Source organism: Faecousia sp. (assembly GCF_048519415.1).
Lineage (GTDB): Bacteria > Bacillota > Clostridia > Oscillospirales > Oscillospiraceae > JAZOXB01.
In genome coordinates, this window is the sequence record NZ_DBFZUT010000095.1 from 19,782 (window position 1) to 39,031 (window position 19,250).

Consider the following 19,250-nt stretch of genomic DNA (forward strand, 5'->3'; position numbering starts at 1 on the left):
ACGGTCCAAACTCGTGCTAGTATAATGCCTAGAAATACAGTAGGTAATATAGGAATTCGAAAGGAGCCTGTTTTATGAAAGTCTATCACAGCATTTCCGAGCTCGTCGGCCACACGCCGCTCGTGCAGCTGCAGCGCTTTGCCGCGGCGCGCGGCCTGAAGGCAAACCTGCTGGCCAAGGTCGAATATTTTAACCCCGCGGGCAGCGTAAAGGACCGCATCGCCTGTGCCATGCTGGACGACGCCGAGCAGCGCGGCCTGCTGAAGCCGGGCGCGGTCATCGTCGAGCCGACGAGCGGCAACACCGGCATCGGCCTTGTCGCCATGGCGGCCGCGCGCGGCTACCGCGTCATCCTGACCATGCCGGAGACCATGAGTGTCGAGCGCCGCAACCTGCTCAAGGCTTATGGCGCGCAGCTCGTTCTGACGGACGGCGCGCAGGGCATGAAGGGTGCCATTGCCAAGGCGGAGGAGATCGCCGCGCAGACGCCCGGCAGCTTCCTGCCCGGCCAGTTTACGAATCCGGCCAACCCCGCCATCCACCGCGCCACGACCGGCCCGGAGATCTGGCAGGATACGGATGGCACCGTCGATATTTTCGTTGCAGGCGTCGGCACCGGCGGCACCATCACGGGCACGGGCGAATATCTGAAGTCGCAGAACCCGAACGTGCGCGTCGTTGCGGTTGAGCCGGCCGGTTCGCCGGTCCTGTCCAAGGGCACGCCCGGCCCGCACAAGATCCAGGGCATCGGTGCGGGCTTCGTGCCGAAGACGCTCAACACCTCCGTCTATGACGAGGTCTTCCCCGTGGAAAATGAGGACGCCTTCGCCACCGGCCGCGCGCTGGCGCGGGAGGAGGGCCTGCTCGTTGGCATTTCGTCCGGTGCGGCGGTCTTTGCGGCGGCGGAGCTGGCCAAGCGACCGGAAAATGCAGGCAAGACCATCGTCGCCCTGCTCCCGGATACCGGCGAGCGCTACCTCTCCACGGCCATGTTTACGGAGTAAAATCCGCACAGGCCTCCAGATTTGTCATTGCGAGGGCGCTTTGCGCCCGTGGCAATCTCGTGCAGGCATTCGCAGGTCGTACAGCGTAACGTTAAAACGGTGTGCACCGATTGCGTCTGTAGCAGCGCTCACTGAGCACCTTGCGAACCCATGAGTTTTCCAACACAAATTCATTGGCGCAATGCTCCCAAGTTTGTCATTGCGAGGCCCAAACAGGGCCGTGGCGATCTCGCAGTACCCAGTAGGATCGCGGGGAAGTTATCGGCAAAATCGTAACTGCCTTCCCGAGATTCCCACGTCGCTTCGCTCCTCGGAATGACAAATCGGGGGAGCGCGGTGGTGCACCAGCGCCCCTGCGCGTTTGAATTGTCCTGTACAGACCCAAAACAAAATAGCGCACCCGCTGCGGGTCTCCGCAGCGGGTGATTTTATGTTGCCCTATTGCAAAAACAGAAAGATCGCCAGCGTCATCAGCACGGAGCCGGAGTCCTCGTTGCCCTCCGACAGGAGCAGCAGCAAAATGAGCACGACCAGCACATCACCGCTGTCCATGCCGGGGATCAGCCCCTCCAGAAACGGCAGCCGCAGCGGTGGGCGCGGCGGACCGGGCGGCGGGGGAGGACACGGCGGCGGTCCCGGCGGCTGCGGCGCAGGCGGCGGACCGGGGAAACACGGCTGCCCCGGCGGTGGGCCGGGCGGACGCTTCGGCTCCGGGACGGGCTTGCGTTGGTATTGCCCGCCGGGCGTTGGGGTATAACGGTTATACATCGTTCGGCCCTCCCAGCAGGCCGCCGTGCTGCTTCAGCGCGCCGCCTGCGATCTGCGAGATGCGCGCGATGCGCATCGCCCGGTCAAGCTTTTCCCGCCGCTCCGGCCGCAGATAGGGCTTGAGCGCCGCAAGCAGCGCCTCCTGCGGCCCGTCCTTCTGATTCGCCTGCCGGACGAGCTGCAGGATGCCGCGCACGAAGGCGTCGTCACCGGGCGGCGGGCCGGGTGACGGCCCGGGCGGCGGACCGGGGGGCGGGGGCGCATCGGGCGGCCCCATGCCGAGCGACTGCGCGAATGACATCAGCTGCGCCATGGAATTCGGGTCGTTCAGGACCTGACTGAGCTTTTCCTCCAGATTTTCCGTGCCGATCACCTGCCCTGCTTCAGCTTTTCCAGCAGAGCGGCCGCCTGCGGGTCGTCCAGCAGCGGCTTCAGCATGGCCTGCGCCCCCGCCATGTCGCCGCGCTGCGCCGCTGCCGCCGCCTGCTGCAGCGTCTGCCCGCCGCCGCGGGAGAGCAGCGCAAGGAGCTGCTGTGCCTCCGGGGCGTGAAGGATCCGCTGCGCCTCTTTTTTTGCATCTTCCTGCTTCATAAATGATTGCCTCCCGCTCTGTGGCCTGCTATAATATATGCACCAAACGCGAAGGAGGTGACGCCATGAAGCTTCTGATCCTTTCGGATTCTCATGGCGAGCAGGAATTCATGCAGCTTGCCGTGCGGCGGGAGCGGCCGGACGCCGTGATCCATCTCGGCGACCACTGCGCCGATGCCGACCGTCTTGCGGAGGAATTCTGCGGCCTGCCGGTCCTGAGCGTCCGCGGCAACTGCGACCTGTGGGGCCCGCCGCGCGCGGAGACGCTGCTGCGGACCTTTGAGGGCGTGCGCATTTTCGGCACGCACGGGCACCGCTACGGCGTCAAGCAGGGGCTGCTCCGCTTTTCTCTTGCGGCGCAGGAGCAGCAGGCGCAGGTCGCGCTGTTCGGCCATACCCACATTCCCTATTGCAGGCAGGAGGGCGGCCTCTGGCTGCTGAATCCCGGCGCCTGCGGCGGCCGCGCTCCGAGCTGCGGCATCGTGACGGTGGACGGCGGCAAAGCGGTCTGCTGCGTGAAAGATCTGTTACTGGAGGAAACCTTATGATCCTTGCAATTGATATCGGCAATACCAACGTCGTCCTCGGCGGCATCGAGGGGAACGACATCCTGTTTGAGGCGCGCATGGCGACGGACTCCATCAAGACGTCCGATCAGTACTGTGCGGAGCTCAAGAACATTCTGGCGCTGTTCGACGTCGTTCCGTCCATGATCGACGGCACGATCGTCGCCTCCGTCGTGCCGCCGGTGCTCAATTCGTTCCGCACCGCCATCCGCAAGCTGACGGGGAAGAACTGCCTTGTTGTCGGCCCCGGCATCCGCACGGGCCTGAACATCCGCATGGACAATCCTGCGGAGATCGGCAGCGACCTCATCGTCGCCTCCGTTGCGGCCATCCATGACTATGGCGCGCCGCTGCTCATCGTAGATATGGGCACGGCGACGACCATCACGGCCATCGACAAGGACGGCATCTATACCGGCGGCTGCATCTGCCCAGGCCTGAAGATCTCGCTCGAGGCGCTGACCGGCCGCACGGCCCAGCTCCCCGGCATCAGCCTGGGCGAGCCGCAGCGCGCCATCGGCAAAAATACGCGCGACGCCATGCGCAGCGGCATCATGTTCGGTGCGGCAGCCATGCTCGACGGCCTGCTCGACCGCATGGAGCAGGAGCTTGGGACCCCGGCAACGGTCGTGGCGACGGGCGGCATCTCCAAATTCGTTGTGCCGCTGTGCCGCAGAAAGCTCCTCTACGACCGCACCCTGATGCTCAAGGGCCTGAACCTGCTTTATCAGCGCAATGTCCGCGCCTGAGCGGCGCGATCCGCAGGACGCCGTCTTTGCGCCGGAGGAGCTGCTCCGCGCGCTTCCGACGCCCTGCTATGTCTATGATGAGGCGCAGCTCCGCACCCGCGCGGTCCGGCTGCGCAGCGCCTTTTCGTGGAGCGCCGGGTTCCGGGCCTGGTTCCCGGTGCGGGCGCTGCCAAACCCGACCGTCCTGCGCATCCTGCGCGAGGAGGGGCAGGGGGCGCTGTGCGTCACGGCGGGGGAGTACCGGCTGGCGCTGGCCAGCGGCTTTTCCCCGGAGTCCATCCGCTTTGCGCCCGAGTTTCCCACGGACGCCGAGCTGGCCGTTCCGGCTGCGGACCTCGTGCTGGACGACGGCGGGCTGCTGCTCCGGCTGGAGCGGGAGCGTCCGCTGCCTGCGCGGCTCGGCCTGCGGCTTCGGCCGGAGCCGGACCGCAGCTTCCACAAGGCGGAGGCCACGCGCTTCGGAATGCGGACGGGCGAGCTGCTGGATACGGCGCAGGAGCTGCGGCTCAAGGGTGTGCGCGAGGTCGGCCTGAGCGCCATGCTCGGCCTTGGCCTGCGCGATCCCGAGGCCTTTTCCGCGCTGGCCCGCGCCCTGTTCACCTGCGCGGCGGCGCTGCATGACAGCTTCGGCCTGCAGGTGTCCTATTGCTGCCTCGGCGGAGGTCTCCCGGTGGCTCATCGCCGCACGGAGCGCGACGCCGACATCGCGGCCGTCTCCCGCGGGGTGCAGGCGGAATTTTCCCGGATCATGGAGCCTGCCGGTTTGGGCGGCGTGCCCGTGGAGACGGGTCTTGGCCGCTGGCTCACGGCCCATGCGGGCATTCTGCTTACAACGGTGACAGGCGTCAAGCGCGGCGCGCAGGACTGGCTCGGTGTGGATGCCAGCCGCGCCGATCTGCTCCGGCCGGAGCTCTACGGGACGTATCATCATATCTCCGTCCTCGGCGACGACCGTGTGGAAGGGCGGCGGCGCTATGCCGTCGGCGACCGCATCCCGGAGCCGCGCGAACCGTTCGGCCAGCGCCTTCTGCCGGAATGCCGCAGGGGCGCGCGTCTTGTCATCCATGACGTCGGGGCCTACGGCGCGTCCATGGGCTATTCCTATGGTCTGACGCCGCACTGCGCGGAATATCTCTACCAGACGGACGGCACGCTTCGCTGCATCCGCCGCGCGCAGCGGGAGGACGAGCTGTTCTCCACGCTCGACGAAAACCCGGACTTTACAGCGCCAGCAGAAACGCCGTCAGGGCAAGCAGAAAGCCAATGCCCATCAGAAGGGTGACGACAGTCTCCACCGCGGCGGCAATGCTGCCGAATTTCCGCTTACGGCGGCGCGGCGCGGGCTGCTCGGGCAGATAGGCGGTCAGATCGATCACGGAATTCATGAACATGCACTTCTTTCCTGCTATTTTTTGCCGGGCAGCTCTGTTTCTGCGGCCCGAACGCTTAGCATGCTCCTATCATACAGGACGAGGTGTCCAATAAATCGGACTTTGGAGGATTTCTATGCTGGAATTTGAATTTTCTTCGCACGGAGCCGGAATGATCCACGCCTATCGCTGGGAGCCGGAGGGCCAGCCGCGCGGTGTGGTGCAGATCATCCACGGCATCGCGGAGTATGTACCGCGCTATGCCGGGTTTGCGGCCTTCCTCAATGCCCGCGGTTTTCTCGTCACGGGCGAGGACCACATGGGCCACGGCAAGTCTCACGGCACGGAGCCCTGCCATTTTTCCGGCGGCTGGTGCGCCGCCGTGGACGACAGCATGGAGCTGCTGCGCCGCACGCAGCGGGACTATCCCGGCGTGCCGTATTTCGTGCTGGGCCACTCCATGGGCTCATTTTTGACGCGCACGCTGCTGTTTCGCTATCCGGACGCCGGGCTGCGCGCCGCCGTCATCTGCGGCACGGGCTGGCAGCCTGCCCCGGTGCTTGCGGCGGGCCTTGCCCTGTGCGGGCTGGAAAAGCTGCGCCTTGGCGAGACCGGCCGCAGCAAGCTGCTGGCAAATCTGATGTTCGGCGCGTATAACCGGAAATTCCCGGATGCCCGCACGCCGAACGACTGGATCTGCAGTGATCCCGAGGTCGTTGCAAAATACACGGCCGACCCGCTGTGCGGGCAGGACGCGACCATCGGCCTGACGCGCGAGATGCTGCGCGGCATCCGCATGATCCAGAGGCCCGCTAATCTGCAGCGCATGGACAAGGCCCTCCCGGTATTTTTCATCGCCGGAAGGAGCGACCCCGTGGGCAATATGGGCCGCGGGGTGGAAAAGGCGGCGGCTGCCTTCCGTGCGGCCGGGATGCAGGATGTGGCCTGCAAGCTCTATGACGGGCGGCACGAGATCCTCAACGAGAAGAACCGCCAGCTCGTCTATGATGACGTTCTTGCGTTTTATGAGCGGCATCTGGACTGATCTGACGAAAATTGTTACCTTTTTGTAATGTTTTTCGGCCGCAGAACTTGTTAAAAGACCTCTGAATCTTGACGAACGGGAACGGTTTTGTTAAAATGGGGTAGAATCCCGAAAGAAGGAGTTACCCTATGAAGCGAATTCTGTGCGGCGCGCTCTCCGCGCTGCTGATCTTTACCGGCATACAGCTGCCCGTGCGGGCAGAGACGGCCGGGACCGAGGAAACGGCTGCCGTGCAGCCGGAGGAGACCGCTGCGACGGAGCCGGTGGAGACCGCTGCGACGGAGCCGGTGGAGTCCGTTCCGGTGGAAACGCAGGCTCCCGAGACGATCGGGCCGGATGCGAACGAGCGCGCCCCGCAGGCCATGACGGTCAGCGACAGCGGCATCGCCATGCTCGAGGAGCTGGAGGGCCGCGGCGTCTCCAGCTTCCGCACGGCCCTGACGCAGGTGGAGAACAGCGTGAACAGCTTCCTCTCTGCAAACGGCCTGACCCTGACGCAGCAGCAGTTCGACGCGCTGGCCTCCCTGCAGTTCAACTGCTCCGCCGTGCTCTCGGGCTGCCGCGTGACCCGACTGCTGACGGGCGGGGACTATACCGAGGTCAGCATGGCCAATGCGTGGTGCTCGTGGGTCAGCGTGGGCGGCAGCTATTCTTCCAAAATGCTCGAGCGGCGTATCCGCGAGCTGCAGGTCTATTTCTATGGCGACTATACCGGAAACGAGAGTGACCCCGGCTTCCGCTACCTTGTCCATATGCCGAACGGCGGCTCGCTGGAGGACAACCGTGTCCTGTGCTATCCGCGCGGCGAGACCTATGCCGCACTGCAGACGGCTACGCGCTCCGGCATGTATTTTGCCGGGTGGTATACGGCAGCCTCCGGCGGCGCGCACATTACCAATTCCACACCCGCGGCGGAGAATCTCATCGTCTATGCCCACTGGTCTTCGACCCCGGTCGAAAACCCGAACGAGGACAACGGCGGCAGCGGCGAGGATCCCGTCACGCTGAAGACGAGCGAGGCCTGCATCCAGTTTATCAAGGATCACGAGGGCTTCAGCAAGTTCGCCTACTGGGACTACGGCCAGTGGACGATCGGCTACGGCACGCGCTGCGAGAAGAATGAATTCCCCGACGGCATCACGGAGGAGGAGGCCGATCAGCGTCTGCGCCTGATGCTCGTGGACTTTGAAAAAATGGTGGACGATGTACTCGATGCCTCGCCGCTGGTCCACACGCAGTCGCAGTATGACGCGATGATCAGCTTCACGTTCAACCTCGGCCCGCAGTGGATCAACCCCAAATACAATATTTATCAGTATTTTGTCTACGGCGGCTATACGGAGATGGAATTCGTCAACACCATGGGCCGCTGGCTCAGCTCGAGCAGCGAGGTCGTCGACGGCTTGGCCAGACGACGCATCGACGAGGCAGATATGTATCTGAACGGCGTCTACCGTCTGGGCAGCACGGCCTATGTCCGCGTCGTGTTCAACGCCATGGGCGGCGAGGCCGAGGAGGACTATGTCTATTACAAGACCGGAACGTCTCTCGGTACCCTGCCGAACGCTTACCGCACCGGTCACTATTTTACGGGCTGGTATGACCGCGCCCTCTCGGGCGGCACGCGCTACACGCCGGAGACGGCGGCTCCTGCCCGCGGCAACGTCACGCTCTACGCCCGCTGGGAGACCACAGGCCTGCCGTATCAGGATATTTCCCGCGATGCGTGGTATTTTGAGGCCGTGTCCGAGGCAACGGACCGCGGCCTGTTCCAAGGCACGAGCGAGACGACCTTCGAGCCGGAGAGCACGATGAACCGCGCTATGCTGGCAACGGTCATCTACCGCATGGCGGGTTCGCCTGCGGGCGCGGCAAAGGCGCCCTTCACGGACGTCGCGGCGGCGGACTGGTTTGCCGATGCCGTTGCATGGGCCTATGAAAACGGCGTGGTCAAGGGCATGTCGGCGACGTCCTTTGCGCCGCTGCAGGAGATCACGCGCGAGCAGCTTGCCGTGATGCTGCTGCGCTATGCCGACCTGTGCGGTTATGACACATCGGCCCGCGCTTCGCTGAAGGACTTTGCCGATGCGGCGAAGGTCTCGGATTATGCGGCCGATGCCATGCAGTGGGCCGTGGCCAACGGCATCCTGAACGGCACGGACGGCAAGCGCCTCGACCCTGCCGGCAGCGCCACGCGCGCGCAGTGCGCCGCAATGCTCGTTCGTTTCCAGGATAAGTTCGAGGCCCCGGCGGCGTAATTTTTCCGAAACAGCGAAAATTTGTCTTTCCGAGTCCGATTTATTGGACAGTAAACCTGCTATACTCTCTCTCAGAAACAACAGGAGGGATCGATATGCAGGTTCAGATTCGAAATGTTCGGGGACACTATGAGGTCTATGCTGCGGACGGGAGCTTCCTCTTCTCCGCGGACACGCACCGCGAGGTGATGGAGGAGCTTTGCAGAATTACCGACTGACGCTTGCCTATGACGGCACGCGCTATCGCGGCTGGCAGCGTCTGCCGCCGCCCGCCAAAACCGTGCAGGCCAGCGTAGAAACGGCTCTCGGCGAGATCTTCGGCCAGCCGCTCGAGATCAGCGGCAGCGGCCGCACGGATGCCGGGGTGCATGCGGCCTGTCAGGTTGCGTCGTTCCATGCGCCGAAGCGGCCAACGGACGAGGTGCTGGCGCAGCTGCGCCGCCTTCTGCCGGAGGATATCGGTGCGCTGACGCTCGACTATGCGCCGGAGCGCTTCCACGCCCGCCTTTCGGCCGTCGAGAAGACCTATGTCTACCGCCTCTGGAACAGCGACCGGCCGGACGTGTTTGCCCGGCGCTACCGCGCCTGGGAACCGCGCCAGCTGGACTGCGGCGCCATGCGCGCCGGGGCGGCCGGGCTGATGGGAACGCATGACTTTTTTACGTTCTGCGCCAACCGGCAGATGAAAAAGTCCACGGTGCGCACGCTGCGCCGCCTTGACATCACGCAGGAGGACGCCGAGCTGCGCTTCACGCTGACTGCGGACGGCTTTTTGTATCACATGGCGCGCATCCTCGTCGGCACGCTGCTGGAGGTCGGCCTCGGCAGGCGCCCGGCAGAGAGCCTGCCCGCACTGTTCGACGCCCGCTGCCGTGCGCTGGCAGGGGAGACGGCCCCGGCAAAGGGCCTGTGGCTCATGGAGGTGCGATATTGAACATTCAGATCTTCGGCCGCTCGAAGTGCTTTGACACGAAAAAGGCCGAGCGATATTTCAAGGAGCGCCGCATCCGCGTGCAGCAGATCGACCTGCTGCGCTACGGCATGTCCGGCGGAGAATTTGACAGCGTGCTGCGCGCCGTTGGCGGTGTGGATAAGCTCATCGACTGGTCGCGCCGCGACCCGGACATCGATCTGCTGCGCTATATGGACGACGTGCGCGCCAAGGAGGACAAGCTGTTTGAACGGCCGGAGCTCATGCGCACGCCGGTCGTCCGCAACGGCAGGAAGGCGACCGTGGGCTATTGCCCGGACGTCTGGAAGCAATGGGAGGAGAGCGAGAAATGAAGCTGCAGCTTGCAAGACTCATCAAGAATATCTGCTATGCCGCGGGCTGTGCATCGGCAGTGCTCAGCCTCGCGCTGAAGAGCGCCCCGCAGACGGCGCAGCGCTGGCTGCTGTTCGGCGGCATCGCCCTGCTGGTGCTGGGCTTCCTTGTCAGCGTGACGTTCTACCGCTGCCCGCACTGCCACCGGGTGCTGCCTGCCAACCGCGGGAAAATGGACGACTGCCCGTATTGCAAGCTCCCTCTGCGGGATACGAAATGACGGCCCGCATCACGATCCCGCCGCAGGTTCAGGCACTGCTCCGGCAGCTGAACGCGGCGGGTTTTTCTGCCTATGCGGTCGGTGGCTGCGTGCGCGACAGCCTGCTCGGCTACGCGCCGCAGGACTGGGATATCTGCACGAGCGCCGCGCCGGAGCAGACGGAGGCCTGCTTTGCCGCGGACCGCACCATCCTGACGGGCGCGCGCTACGGCACGGTCACGGTCGTGCGCGGGGGCGTGCCCTACGAGATCACAACGTTCCGCGCTGAGGCCGGCTATGCCGACAGCCGCCATCCGGACCGGGTCGACTTTCTGCGCGAGCTGGCACCCGATCTGGCGCGCCGCGATTTTACGGTCAACGCCATGGCGGCCGACGCAGCGGGCGCCGTGACAGACCTCTTCGGCGGGCAGGACGACCTGCGCCGCGGCGTGATCCGCTGCGTCGGCGATCCGGCGGAGCGCTTTGCGGAAGACGCCCTGCGGATGCTGCGCGCACTGCGCTTTGCGGCGCGGCTGTCCTTCCGCATCGACGGAGAGACGGCTGCCGCCATCCATGCGGCCCGGACCCGGCTGCGCGCCGTTGCGCCGGAGCGCCTGCACAAGGAGCTTAGCGGTATTCTGTGCGGCAGGCAGGCTGCTGCGCTGCTGGAGGAATTCTCCGATGTGCTGTTCGAGCTCATCCCGGAGCTTGCCCCCTGTCAGGGCTTCCGGCAGTATAATCCGCATCATACGCGCGATGTCTGGACACACACGCTGGCCGTTGTGGACGGCGTTCCGCCCGAGGAGCCGCTCCGGCTGGCGGCACTGCTGCACGATGCCGGAAAGCCAGCGACATTTTTCTTCGATAAAAATCTCGTCGGCCATTTCTACGGCCACCCGGCCGCCGGGGCCGCCGTCACGGAGGAGGTCCTGCGCCGCCTGCGCTATGACCGCGCGACGACGGAATTCGTCACGCAGCTCGTCGCGGTGCACGGCCGGCCCATTCCGGATGACCTGCGCGGCATGCGGCGCATGCTGGCCCGCCTCGGTGCGCCGGTCTGCCGCGCATTGATCCAACTGCGCTGCGCCGATGCCATCGGCACCGGCACGGCGGATGCTGCGGAGCAGACCGCCCGGTGCGAGGCTGCGCTGTCCCTGCTCGCGCAGGCGGAGAAGGGCTGCAGCAGCGTTTCCACTCTTGCGGTCTCCGGCCGCGACCTGCTGGCCCTCGGCATGACACAGGGCCCGGCCGTCGGGGCCGTGCTGAAGCGCCTGCTGGACGCCGTTCTGGACGGCTCCGCGCCGAACGACCGTGCATCCCTGCTGAAGCTTGCTTCCGAGATTGGGAATAATGCCTAAAAATGAGGAGAAATATTTGGCTGCAATTGACAATGTGATAAAATAGCGCTATTATAATATAACATTTTGAACGAGAGGGGCGATCGCATGGGATCTTTTGTGCTGCACGGCAACATTATCGACAGTGAATCTCCGGAGCGGCTCCGCGTTGCGGCAGATTCCTATCTGGTTTGCGAGGAGGGACGCTGCACCGGTGTCTTTTCGGCGCTGCCGGAGCGATTTTCCGGCCTGCCGCTGACGGATTTCGGCGACCGCCTCATCCTGCCGGGCATGACGGACCTCCATCTGCATGCGCCGCAGTTTGCCTTCCGTGGGCTGGGCATGGATCTGGAGCTGCTGGACTGGCTAAACGCCCGCACGTTCCCGGAGGAGGCCAAATACGCCGATCTCAGCTATGCCGCGCTGGCGTACGGCCAGTTCGTGGACTGCCTGCGCCGCAGCGCCACGACGCGCGCCGTCGTGTTCGGCACGGTGCACCCCGCCGCCACGACCCTTCTGATGGAGCTGCTGGAGGCCAGCGGCCTTGTCAGCTATGTCGGCAAGGTGAACATGGACCGCGACTGCCCCGACGCCCTGCGCGAGGCGGATGCGGCGGCCTCGCTGGCCGCAACGGAGCAATGGCTGGCCAGCGCGCGCTTCGCCCATACAAAGCCGATCCTGACGCCGCGCTTCGTCCCGTCGTGCAGCGATGCTCTGCTGCAGGGGCTTGGCGAGCTGGCGGCCCGGCGCGGCCTGCCGGTGCAGAGCCATCTTTCCGAAAATCTCGGTGAGATCGCTCTTGTGCAGTCCCTGTGCCCGCAGACGGACTTCTATGCCGAGGCCTATGACCGCTGCGGCCTGCTTTCGCAGCCGTGCATCATGGCCCACTGCGTGCACTGCCCGCCGGAGGAGCAGGACCTGCTGCAGGCGCGCGGCGTGTTCATCGCGCATTCGCCGCTCTCCAATTCCAACCTCAGCTCCGGCATTGCACCGGTCTCCGCTTATCTGGCGCGCGGCCTGCGCGTTGGCCTCGGCTCGGACCTTGCCGCCGGAGAGACGGAGAATCTGTTCCGCGTCATGGCGGAGGCCATCCGCGTCTCGAAGCTCCGCTGGCGTCTGGCCGACGACACCACTGCGCCGCTGACGGTCGCGCAGGCGTTCTATCTGGCCACGCGCGGCGGCGGTGCGTTCTTTGGAGAGGTCGGCTGCTTTGAGCCGGGCTTTGCGCTGGATGCCGTCGTGCTGGACGACAGCGCCCTGGTCCACCCACAGGAGCTGACCCCGATCGAGCGCCTCGAGCGCTGCATCTATCTGGCAGACGAGCGCCATATCGCGGCAAAATATGTCGCGGGTACGCGGCTGTTCTGATAGAAATAACCGGCGCTCCCGGTGCATCCGTGTCGGCAGACTATTTTGACCGAAAGAGGAATCAAGACCCATGGTTTTCAACAGCGCCATATTTCTGATCTGTTTTCTGCCGCTCTTTTTCCTGTGCTATTATCTGCTACCCGCGCGGTTCCGCAATGCGTTCCTCCTTGTGGGGAGCCATGGCTTCTGTCTGCTTGCAATCCTGCCCGGCCTGCTTGCCGTTGATGTGGCGGGAGAATTCCTGACAGACTACTCCGCTTCGGAGCGCGAGAGCTTCTATTTCAAGACGGACTTCCACTGGAATCCGCACGGCGTGTCCTGATCTTGAAGGATTCCATGGAGGACCCGATGACAGACTATTGGGCGGAGCTGTTTTCGGAGATCATCGTGATCGACCCGCGCAGCTACCTGCGTGAGGAATCCCTGCCGGAGCTGGTGGCGGAGTATGACATCGATATGGCGCTGTTCCTGTATCACCAGAACAATCTCAGCGAGGAACTCATCGATTTTCTGAATCGGGGCGAATAAGTGTATAAAATCAGTCTGTCGAAAAACCTGCTCAGCCGGAGGTTTCGGAGGGAAGAAAAGTGTGAAAGGAAACCGTCAGGGTTTCCTTTCGCGTTCAATAACCCGCCGCAGCGGCAGAATTGCAAAATAATACTACAAAATTTCATTTTGCAATTCTGAAAGCAGCTTGGCGAAAAATCCCGAAGGGACTTTTTTGACAAGCTGGTATAAAATGACCCTCCCGGCGCACGATAGCGTCGGGAGGGATTTTTTATGTGGTTACAGACCGGAAAACCGTTCGGCCAGCAGATCGAAAACGACCCGGAGGCGTATTTTCTGCTCGGCACGCTCTCGCCGGAGGAGCGCAGGCTCTTAGACCCGAATGATCTGCACAGCGAGGCGGCTCTGCGGGCGTTCGTAACGCGCCTGCGGAAGCGCAAGAATTAAGGCCGAAGCTGCAGGAATGCAGTGCTGCCTTATGCTCGGCCGCTGCCGAAGAAGAACAGGCCCAGCATGCCGGGGCCGACATGCGCACCCGTGAACGGCTCGTGCGGGCAGACGATCAGCTCCTTCGGCTCGGCGATGGCACGGATGCGCTCGGCCAGCGCCTGTGCGTCCTCGGGGCAGTCACCGTGCGTGATGGCAACGCGCTGCAGCTCCGGGTGGACGGCACGCGTCTCATAGCGCGCGGCCAGATTCGCAATGGCGCGGGCGCGGCCGCGCACCTTTTCGCAGGTGACGATGTGGCCCTCCTCATCGCCGCGGAGGATGGGCTTGAGGTTCAGCACCGTGCCGACCAGTGCGGCGGCGGCCTGCACACGGCCCGTGCGGTGCAGGAACATCAGGTCGCTGACCGTGAAAAATTCGCAGAGGTTCTGGACCTCCTGCTCCAGCACGGCAGTGGCCTCTGCGGCACTGCGGCCCTCGTCCCGCAGTTCGGCTGCGCGGCAGGCCAGCAGGCCGGTGCCGAAGCCTGCGCCCATGGAGTCCACGAGGCAGATGGCCCGCTCCGGGAATTCGTCGCGCAGCTCCGCGGCTGCGATGCAAGCGGCCTGATAGGTGCCGCTGATCCCGGCAGACAGGCCGACATACACAACATCCAGCCCCTGCTCCAGCGCGGGGCGGAAATGATCGAGGAAGACCTGCGTGTTGAGCAGGGAGGTTGTGACGCGCTTGCCCTGCCGCAGCAGTTCATAGTAGGTGTGGGCATCAAAGGCCTCGATGTCGCCGCCATAGATGATCTGCTTTCCGTCCACCGTATAGCTGCAGGGGAGCACCCGGATCCCAAAGTGCCGCAGCAGGCTGCCCGGCAGATTGGAGCAGCTGTCCGTAAATACCGCAAAAGACATAAAAGTCCCTCCGTTTCGGCTCTGCTGACGGCAGGGCCTTTTCTATTAGACAGTATAACAGATTTTACAAAGAAAAGCAATCACCGCGGCGGGAAATTTACAAACCGTTTCCGAAATTCCGGGCTTGACAAACAGACCTATCTATGCTATACTCCAAACAGATACAAAAGTATCGATATAAACATATCAAATAAAGCGGAAGGAAGTGGTCTTTTATGAAGGGTTACGCAATGCTTGGGATCGGAAAAACGGGTTGGATTGAAAAGGAACGCCCGCTGTGCGGACCGCTGGACGCCATTGTGCGCCCCATCGCCGTCTCGCCCTGCACTTCTGACGTCCATACCGTGTGGGAGGGCGCCATCGGCGACCGCCACAACATGATCCTCGGTCACGAGGCCGTGGGTGAGGTCGTTGAGGTCGGCGCGCTCGTGCGCGACTTCAAGTGCGGCGACCGCGTCATCATCCCTGCCATCACGCCCGACTGGGGTGCGCTCGAATCGCAGGCGGGCTATTCCATGCACTCCGGCGGCATGCTGGCGGGCTGGAAATTCTCGAACTTCAAGGACGGCGTCTTTGCCGAATTCTTCCACGTCAACGAGGCCGATGCCAACATGGCTCACCTGCCTGCGGATGTCGATCCGGTCGCAGCCGTCATGCTGGCGGACATGGTCCCGACGGGCTTCCACGGCGTGGAGCTGGCTGATGTGCAGTTCGGCGATGATGTCTGCGTCGTCGGCATCGGCCCGGTCGGCCTGATGTCCGTTGCGGGCGCGGCCCTGCACGGTGCGGCACAGCTGTTTGCAGTCGGCTCGCGTCCGGTCTGCGCGGAGGCGGCGCGGCGCTACGGCGCAACGGAGATCCTGAACTACCGCGAGGGCGATATCGTTGCGCAGGTCATGGAAAAGACGAACGGCCGCGGCGTGGACCGCGTGATCATCGCGGGCGGCGATGCCGAGTGCACGTTCGGCGAGGCCGTGAAGATGCTCAAGCCGGGTGGCCGCATCGGCAATGTCAACTATCTCGGCAGCGGCGAGAATGTCCTCATCCCGCGCGCGGAATGGGGCTGCGGCATGGGCCACAAGACCATCGCGGGCGGCCTGATGCCCGGCGGCCGCCTGCGCATGGAGAAGCTGGCCGCGCTGCTGCAGACCGGCCGCCTCGATACCCTGCCGCTCATCACGCATCGCTTCCACGGCTTTGAGCACATGGAGGAGGCCCTGCTGCTGATGAAGAACAAACCCCGCGACCTCATCAAGCCGGTCGTGATCCTCGATTGAGCGATTTGAAGGGCCTGAAAAAATGAATAGAAGCAGCACGAGGACCGCAAAGGGGAGTGACCGTTTCCGGCTCTCTTGCCAATGCCACAAGTGCTGCTTCCAAAGCCATGATAACATGCGTGGATGATCATGTCAACCCCCATATCGTCACGCATTTCGGGCCGGGCGCATCATACGCCCGGCCCACTTGCGTACCCGCTGCTCACGCAGACTATCGTTAAAATGCTGATGGCTTCCGATTTGTCATTGCGAGGGCGCTTTGCGCCCGTGGCAATCTCGGGAAGGCAGTTACGATTTCGCCGGGGCTGCCCGATTATCCAACAGGGTACTGCGAGATTGCCGCGTCGGCCTGCGTCCTCCTCGCAATGACAAATCCGGGAGCTTCCGCATTCCATTCCAAATTTCTGTATACTACGTCCTCTATGCGGCATACTAGGGAAGCCCTGATGAAAGCGGCAAGAGCGGATGGCGAGAGATTTTTTACCGAGACAAGGCTTGAAAAGCGCGGGAATACTTTGTGTACCCGCAAGGGGCATGCCGCATCCGTAAGGCGGCAAAGCCGCCAACGGCTGCGCAATATTTCAAGCTTTTCGAGCCGATGGATCGGTGAAAAAGATCCGGCAGCCGCCGCAGACGATTTCGTCAGAGCTTCCCAGAAAAAACACGCGGAGGGATGCACATGACAAACGAGGAATACGGCCGCTATGTGGACGCGCTGGCGCCCCGGTCGAAAACGGGGAAAAATCTGCTGAACGCCTTCTGGGTCGGCGGGCTGATCTGCGCGATCGGGCAGGCGCTCCTGAACGGCTATCAGGCGCTCGGGCTGGACGAAACGACGGCGGGCGCGGCCGTGAGCATCTCACTTGTGCTGCTCTCGGCCATCCTGACGGGCTTTGCGGTCTATGACGACATCGCAAAATTCGCCGGGGCGGGCACGCTCGTGCCCATCACGGGTTTCGCCAACGCCGTCGTGGCCCCGGCCATCGAGTTCCAGACGGAGGGCTTCGTGCTGGGAACGGCGGCGAAGATGTTCACCATCGCCGGGCCGGTCATCGTCTATGGCCTGTCGGCAAGCGTGATCTATGGCGTGATCTATTGGGTTTGTTCCATGCTGTAATTTGCCTTGCCTGTCGGTCGGGATCGTGGTATGATCGAAAAAACGCTTGACAGGAGGGCCCGGCCGTGTCTGATGCCGTGATTTTTGCAGAGAACGACGATCTTGTGTCGATCGGCGATTTCGAGCGCAGTCTGAGCTGGGGCGCAGAGATCGAATTTGAATGGAAGGGCGTGCTGTATGGTGTGATCCGATATGGAACGGATCACAAGATCACGATCTACCAGTGCGGCCACCCCGAAACGGAAAAAGTGTGCGAAACGGCGGAAGAAGCACTGGAATACATGGTCGGCGAGGACCGTCTGCGTGATGTGGAGCGCACGATCTGATCCGACAGACTATTTGCAGCATCCTTTGCGGCGGACGGCAGCGTCCGCCGCATTTTTCTGGCGTTTCGCCGGTCCCCCATGCATATAGTGTTCTGAACGCACAGCGAAGGGGGTCAGGCACATGAGGGAGAACATTGAGCAGAGAGCCTGTGAGTTGGCTGTGTACATCATCGAGACCCACGCCACCGTCCGCGCCGCGGCGAGGCATTTCGGCGTCAGCAAATCGACGGTCCACAAGGACCTCTCCGAGCGGCTGCCGCACTGGAACCGCGCGCTCTATCTGCAGGTCAAGGCGGTGATGGAGCAGAACAAGGCGGAGCGCCACATCCGCGGCGGCATGGCCACGCGCCGGAAATATCGCGGGGGCTGAGGCGTTTTCTTGCAAAGCGGGCATATTTATGGTATGATGATACAGAAAAGAATAAGCCGCAGCGCGGCTGCGGAGAAGGAGCGGCCCGGTGAAGATCTCTACAAAGGGGCGCTATGCGCTGAGAATGATGGTCGATCTGGCGGAGCACCAGAACGGCGAATATATTTCGCTCAAGGATATTGCCCAGCGGCAGGAGGTCTCCAAGAAATATCTGGAGCAGATCGTGCCGATCCTGAACAAGTCCGGCTTTCTGAAGACAAATCGCGGCTATCAGGGCGGCTATATGCTGTCAAAGCCGCCCCGGCAGTACACCGTCGGCGACATCCTGCGCCTGACGGAGGGGGACCTTGCGCCCGTTCCGTGCGCGGCGCAGGACCCGGCCGACTGCCCCCGCAGCGAGGACTGCGCCACGCTGCCGGTCTGGCGCGGACTGAACCGCGTCATCAACGAATATCTCGACGGCATCACGCTGCAGGACCTGCTCGACCAGCAGCGGGCGCACTATGCCAATGATTACATGATCTGAGGGAGCGCCGTGCGGCAGCTGCGCAGAAATTGAATATTTTTACAGGAAATTCCTTGACAAATGGAATCCTGCCTGTTAATATGGAACTATGATCCGACTGCGGAGGAAGAGAGACGGACGCGATGTTTGACGATCAGGAGACCCATTATCCCGTTCCGGGCGAAACGCCGTGGGAGCGGCTGCGCTATCTGGCCACCAACACGGAGACGATCTACCCGGTCCCGCCCTATGTCTGCATGAAATGCCGCCGCGTCATCGTCCCGCGGAAATGGGCGCTCATTCTGCACGATCTGGCGGAATTCCTCGGCTATTTCTGGCTGTTTGGCATCTGGTTCTGGCCGTCCGTCGGGGTCGCCCCGGCGAAATCGATCGCGTTCCCGTCCATTGCGCTGTTCCTGCTGTGCATGCGCGGGGCAGCGCCGCTGGCCTATGCCGCCATTCCGTGGGTGCTGGATATACCGGACGATCCGGACGCGCAGTTCTATGCCTGGGCGACGCAGAAGAGCGTGGCCTATCTGCGCTTTTTCCTGCGTATGCTTCCCGTGATCGCGATCTTTATTCTGCCATAATGCTGCCGCCGTGCCCCTCGCTGGACACGGCGATTTTTGCATAGAAAGATCGAGAGAGGAGCTATCCATGAAGCACCCTGATAAAAAGAACGAGATGCCGCTTCGCGACTACAGCTGGATCATCTTTCTGCCATTTGTGGCGTTGGGATGGATGGCGTTTAAGGCAGCATTGGAGAATGCGGCGGCGCTGATCGTGTGGCTTGTCTACAGTCTGTTTCTCCTGTTTCCCATCCTCCTGATTCTCCGCTATCCTGTTCTGACGGAAACCGGCGTCCGCCGCACGTTCGCGGGCATCGGCTACCGCTTTGTCCCGTGGTCGGAGGTCCGGGACGTCATGCGCGTCTATAATCAGGCATTTACGCACGGCATGATGACACTGATGGTCACGACAACGCAGGGCCATGTATACCGCCCGGATGAGAAGGGCTACATCCCGCCTGCGCAGCGGCGGGCATTCTTCCGGGAATGGATCGCCGGAAAGAGCTTTATGATCGACTGCTCCGGCAAGAAGTCCGGCCCGAAAATTGTGGCCTATGTCGAAAAATACTACGGCCCGCTGGACTATGACTTTGTGGCCGAGCGGGAAAAACAACACCCCACACCGAAGAAGTGGTGGTAGCGGAGGTGTGC

At 63.0% G+C, this 19,250-nt stretch carries 27 protein-coding genes; 23 read left to right on the forward strand and 4 right to left on the reverse strand.

Features of this window, described 5'->3' with window-relative positions; translation table 11 throughout:
* Positions 1–74: 74 nt before the first annotated feature.
* Entirely contained in the window at positions 75–1,004 is a 930-nt protein-coding gene (cysK, locus tag ACMKFF_RS09605; RefSeq protein ID WP_419496791.1) for a cysteine synthase A, read from the forward strand.
* Between the two features lie 760 nt (positions 1,005–1,764).
* Here the strand turns inward: cysK and ACMKFF_RS09610 are convergent.
* Both ACMKFF_RS09610 and ACMKFF_RS09615 read right to left on the reverse strand, forming a co-directional pair.
* Entirely contained in the window at positions 1,765–2,145 is a 381-nt protein-coding gene (locus ACMKFF_RS09610) for a hypothetical protein (protein WP_419496792.1), read from the reverse strand.
* Positions 2,142–2,363, reverse strand: coding sequence for a hypothetical protein (locus ACMKFF_RS09615; protein ID WP_349134976.1), 222 nt, complete (start codon positions 2,361–2,363; stop codon positions 2,142–2,144). Before ACMKFF_RS09615 ends, ACMKFF_RS09610 begins: the two co-directional genes overlap by 4 nt.
* A gap of 65 nt (positions 2,364–2,428) precedes the next feature.
* On the opposite strand from ACMKFF_RS09615, the gene ACMKFF_RS09620 reads away from it, so the two are divergent.
* The 3 genes from ACMKFF_RS09620 to ACMKFF_RS09630 are packed head-to-tail and all read left to right on the forward strand — an operon-like array spanning position 2,429 to position 4,960.
* The gene (locus tag ACMKFF_RS09620) at positions 2,429–2,911 is read left to right on the forward strand and encodes a metallophosphoesterase family protein (RefSeq protein ID WP_367927492.1); all 483 of its coding nucleotides are present in this window, start codon (positions 2,429–2,431) and stop codon (positions 2,909–2,911) included.
* The gene (locus tag ACMKFF_RS09625; protein WP_419496793.1) at positions 2,908–3,678 is read left to right on the forward strand and encodes a type III pantothenate kinase; all 771 of its coding nucleotides are present in this window, start codon (positions 2,908–2,910) and stop codon (positions 3,676–3,678) included. The genes ACMKFF_RS09620 and ACMKFF_RS09625 overlap by 4 nt, the downstream gene beginning before the upstream one ends.
* Entirely contained in the window at positions 3,665–4,960 is a 1,296-nt protein-coding gene (locus ACMKFF_RS09630) for a diaminopimelate decarboxylase family protein (protein ID WP_419496794.1), read from the forward strand. The genes ACMKFF_RS09625 and ACMKFF_RS09630 overlap by 14 nt, the downstream gene beginning before the upstream one ends.
* Here ACMKFF_RS09630 and ACMKFF_RS09635 read toward each other — a convergent pair.
* Positions 4,899–5,069 carry a hypothetical protein gene (locus ACMKFF_RS09635; RefSeq protein ID WP_419496795.1) on the reverse strand — a complete coding sequence of 57 codons (171 nt, stop codon included), beginning with the start codon at positions 5,067–5,069 and terminating at the stop codon, positions 4,899–4,901. The genes ACMKFF_RS09630 and ACMKFF_RS09635 overlap by 62 nt on opposite strands.
* Before the next feature lie 115 nt (positions 5,070–5,184).
* On the opposite strand from ACMKFF_RS09635, the gene ACMKFF_RS09640 reads away from it, so the two are divergent.
* The 11 genes from ACMKFF_RS09640 (at position 5,185) to ACMKFF_RS09690 (ending at position 13,533) form a co-directional block, all read left to right on the forward strand.
* A complete protein-coding gene (locus ACMKFF_RS09640; protein ID WP_418465251.1) occupies positions 5,185–6,093 on the forward strand; it encodes an alpha/beta fold hydrolase in 909 nt (302 codons plus the stop codon).
* 128 nt (positions 6,094–6,221) lie between these two features.
* Positions 6,222–8,351, forward strand: a complete 2,130-nt coding sequence (locus ACMKFF_RS09645) for a glycoside hydrolase family protein (protein ID WP_419496796.1) — start codon at positions 6,222–6,224, stop codon at positions 8,349–8,351.
* Between the two features lie 95 nt (positions 8,352–8,446).
* Complete coding sequence (locus tag ACMKFF_RS09650) at positions 8,447–8,569, forward strand: hypothetical protein (RefSeq protein WP_349134983.1); 123 nt, start codon at positions 8,447–8,449, stop codon at positions 8,567–8,569.
* Complete coding sequence (gene truA, locus ACMKFF_RS09655) at positions 8,551–9,285, forward strand: tRNA pseudouridine(38-40) synthase TruA (RefSeq protein ID WP_419496797.1); 735 nt, start codon at positions 8,551–8,553, stop codon at positions 9,283–9,285. Before ACMKFF_RS09650 ends, truA begins: the two co-directional genes overlap by 19 nt.
* Complete coding sequence (locus tag ACMKFF_RS09660) at positions 9,282–9,635, forward strand: arsenate reductase family protein (RefSeq protein ID WP_418465254.1); 354 nt, start codon at positions 9,282–9,284, stop codon at positions 9,633–9,635. The genes truA and ACMKFF_RS09660 overlap by 4 nt, the downstream gene beginning before the upstream one ends.
* Positions 9,632–9,895, forward strand: a complete 264-nt coding sequence (locus ACMKFF_RS09665) for a hypothetical protein (protein WP_349134986.1) — start codon at positions 9,632–9,634, stop codon at positions 9,893–9,895. The genes ACMKFF_RS09660 and ACMKFF_RS09665 overlap by 4 nt, the downstream gene beginning before the upstream one ends.
* Positions 9,892–11,232, forward strand: coding sequence for a CCA tRNA nucleotidyltransferase (locus tag ACMKFF_RS09670; protein WP_419496798.1), 1,341 nt, complete (start codon positions 9,892–9,894; stop codon positions 11,230–11,232). The genes ACMKFF_RS09665 and ACMKFF_RS09670 overlap by 4 nt, the downstream gene beginning before the upstream one ends.
* A gap of 87 nt (positions 11,233–11,319) precedes the next feature.
* Positions 11,320–12,579 carry an amidohydrolase family protein gene (locus ACMKFF_RS09675; RefSeq protein WP_419496799.1) on the forward strand — a complete coding sequence of 420 codons (1,260 nt, stop codon included), beginning with the start codon at positions 11,320–11,322 and terminating at the stop codon, positions 12,577–12,579.
* Positions 12,580–12,649: 70 nt separating this feature from the next.
* Entirely contained in the window at positions 12,650–12,901 is a 252-nt protein-coding gene (locus tag ACMKFF_RS09680; protein ID WP_419496800.1) for a hypothetical protein, read from the forward strand.
* A gap of 26 nt (positions 12,902–12,927) precedes the next feature.
* Positions 12,928–13,107, forward strand: a complete 180-nt coding sequence (locus ACMKFF_RS09685; RefSeq protein ID WP_417326003.1) for a hypothetical protein — start codon at positions 12,928–12,930, stop codon at positions 13,105–13,107.
* Between the two features lie 252 nt (positions 13,108–13,359).
* On the forward strand, positions 13,360–13,533 hold the full coding sequence (locus tag ACMKFF_RS09690; RefSeq protein ID WP_419496801.1) for a hypothetical protein: 174 nt from the start codon (positions 13,360–13,362) through the stop codon (positions 13,531–13,533).
* A gap of 29 nt (positions 13,534–13,562) precedes the next feature.
* Here ACMKFF_RS09690 and ACMKFF_RS09695 read toward each other — a convergent pair whose 3' ends face one another.
* Complete coding sequence (locus ACMKFF_RS09695; RefSeq protein WP_419496802.1) at positions 13,563–14,435, reverse strand: DegV family protein; 873 nt, start codon at positions 14,433–14,435, stop codon at positions 13,563–13,565.
* Positions 14,436–14,650: 215 nt separating this feature from the next.
* On the opposite strand from ACMKFF_RS09695, the gene ACMKFF_RS09700 reads away from it, so the two are divergent.
* From ACMKFF_RS09700 to ACMKFF_RS09735, 8 genes are all read left to right on the forward strand, one after another.
* Entirely contained in the window at positions 14,651–15,712 is a 1,062-nt protein-coding gene (locus tag ACMKFF_RS09700; protein WP_349134789.1) for an NAD(P)-dependent alcohol dehydrogenase, read from the forward strand.
* A gap of 446 nt (positions 15,713–16,158) precedes the next feature.
* On the forward strand, positions 16,159–16,395 hold the full coding sequence (locus ACMKFF_RS09705) for a hypothetical protein (protein WP_419496803.1): 237 nt from the start codon (positions 16,159–16,161) through the stop codon (positions 16,393–16,395).
* Complete coding sequence (gene spoVAC / locus ACMKFF_RS09710; protein ID WP_418468322.1) at positions 16,386–16,829, forward strand: stage V sporulation protein AC; 444 nt, start codon at positions 16,386–16,388, stop codon at positions 16,827–16,829. Before ACMKFF_RS09705 ends, spoVAC begins: the two co-directional genes overlap by 10 nt.
* Positions 16,830–16,894: 65 nt before the next feature.
* The gene (locus ACMKFF_RS09715; protein ID WP_419496804.1) at positions 16,895–17,155 is read left to right on the forward strand and encodes a hypothetical protein; all 261 of its coding nucleotides are present in this window, start codon (positions 16,895–16,897) and stop codon (positions 17,153–17,155) included.
* A gap of 121 nt (positions 17,156–17,276) precedes the next feature.
* On the forward strand, positions 17,277–17,525 hold the full coding sequence (spoIIID, locus tag ACMKFF_RS09720; RefSeq protein WP_419496805.1) for a sporulation transcriptional regulator SpoIIID: 249 nt from the start codon (positions 17,277–17,279) through the stop codon (positions 17,523–17,525).
* A gap of 88 nt (positions 17,526–17,613) precedes the next feature.
* Positions 17,614–18,051, forward strand: a complete 438-nt coding sequence (locus ACMKFF_RS09725; RefSeq protein WP_418465261.1) for an RrF2 family transcriptional regulator — start codon at positions 17,614–17,616, stop codon at positions 18,049–18,051.
* 122 nt (positions 18,052–18,173) lie between these two features.
* Positions 18,174–18,620 (forward strand): hypothetical protein, encoded by a 447-nt coding sequence (locus ACMKFF_RS09730; protein ID WP_419496806.1) that lies wholly within the window; start codon positions 18,174–18,176, stop codon positions 18,618–18,620.
* A gap of 67 nt (positions 18,621–18,687) precedes the next feature.
* On the forward strand, positions 18,688–19,239 hold the full coding sequence (locus tag ACMKFF_RS09735; protein WP_419496807.1) for a hypothetical protein: 552 nt from the start codon (positions 18,688–18,690) through the stop codon (positions 19,237–19,239).
* Positions 19,240–19,250: the final 11 nt, after the last annotated feature.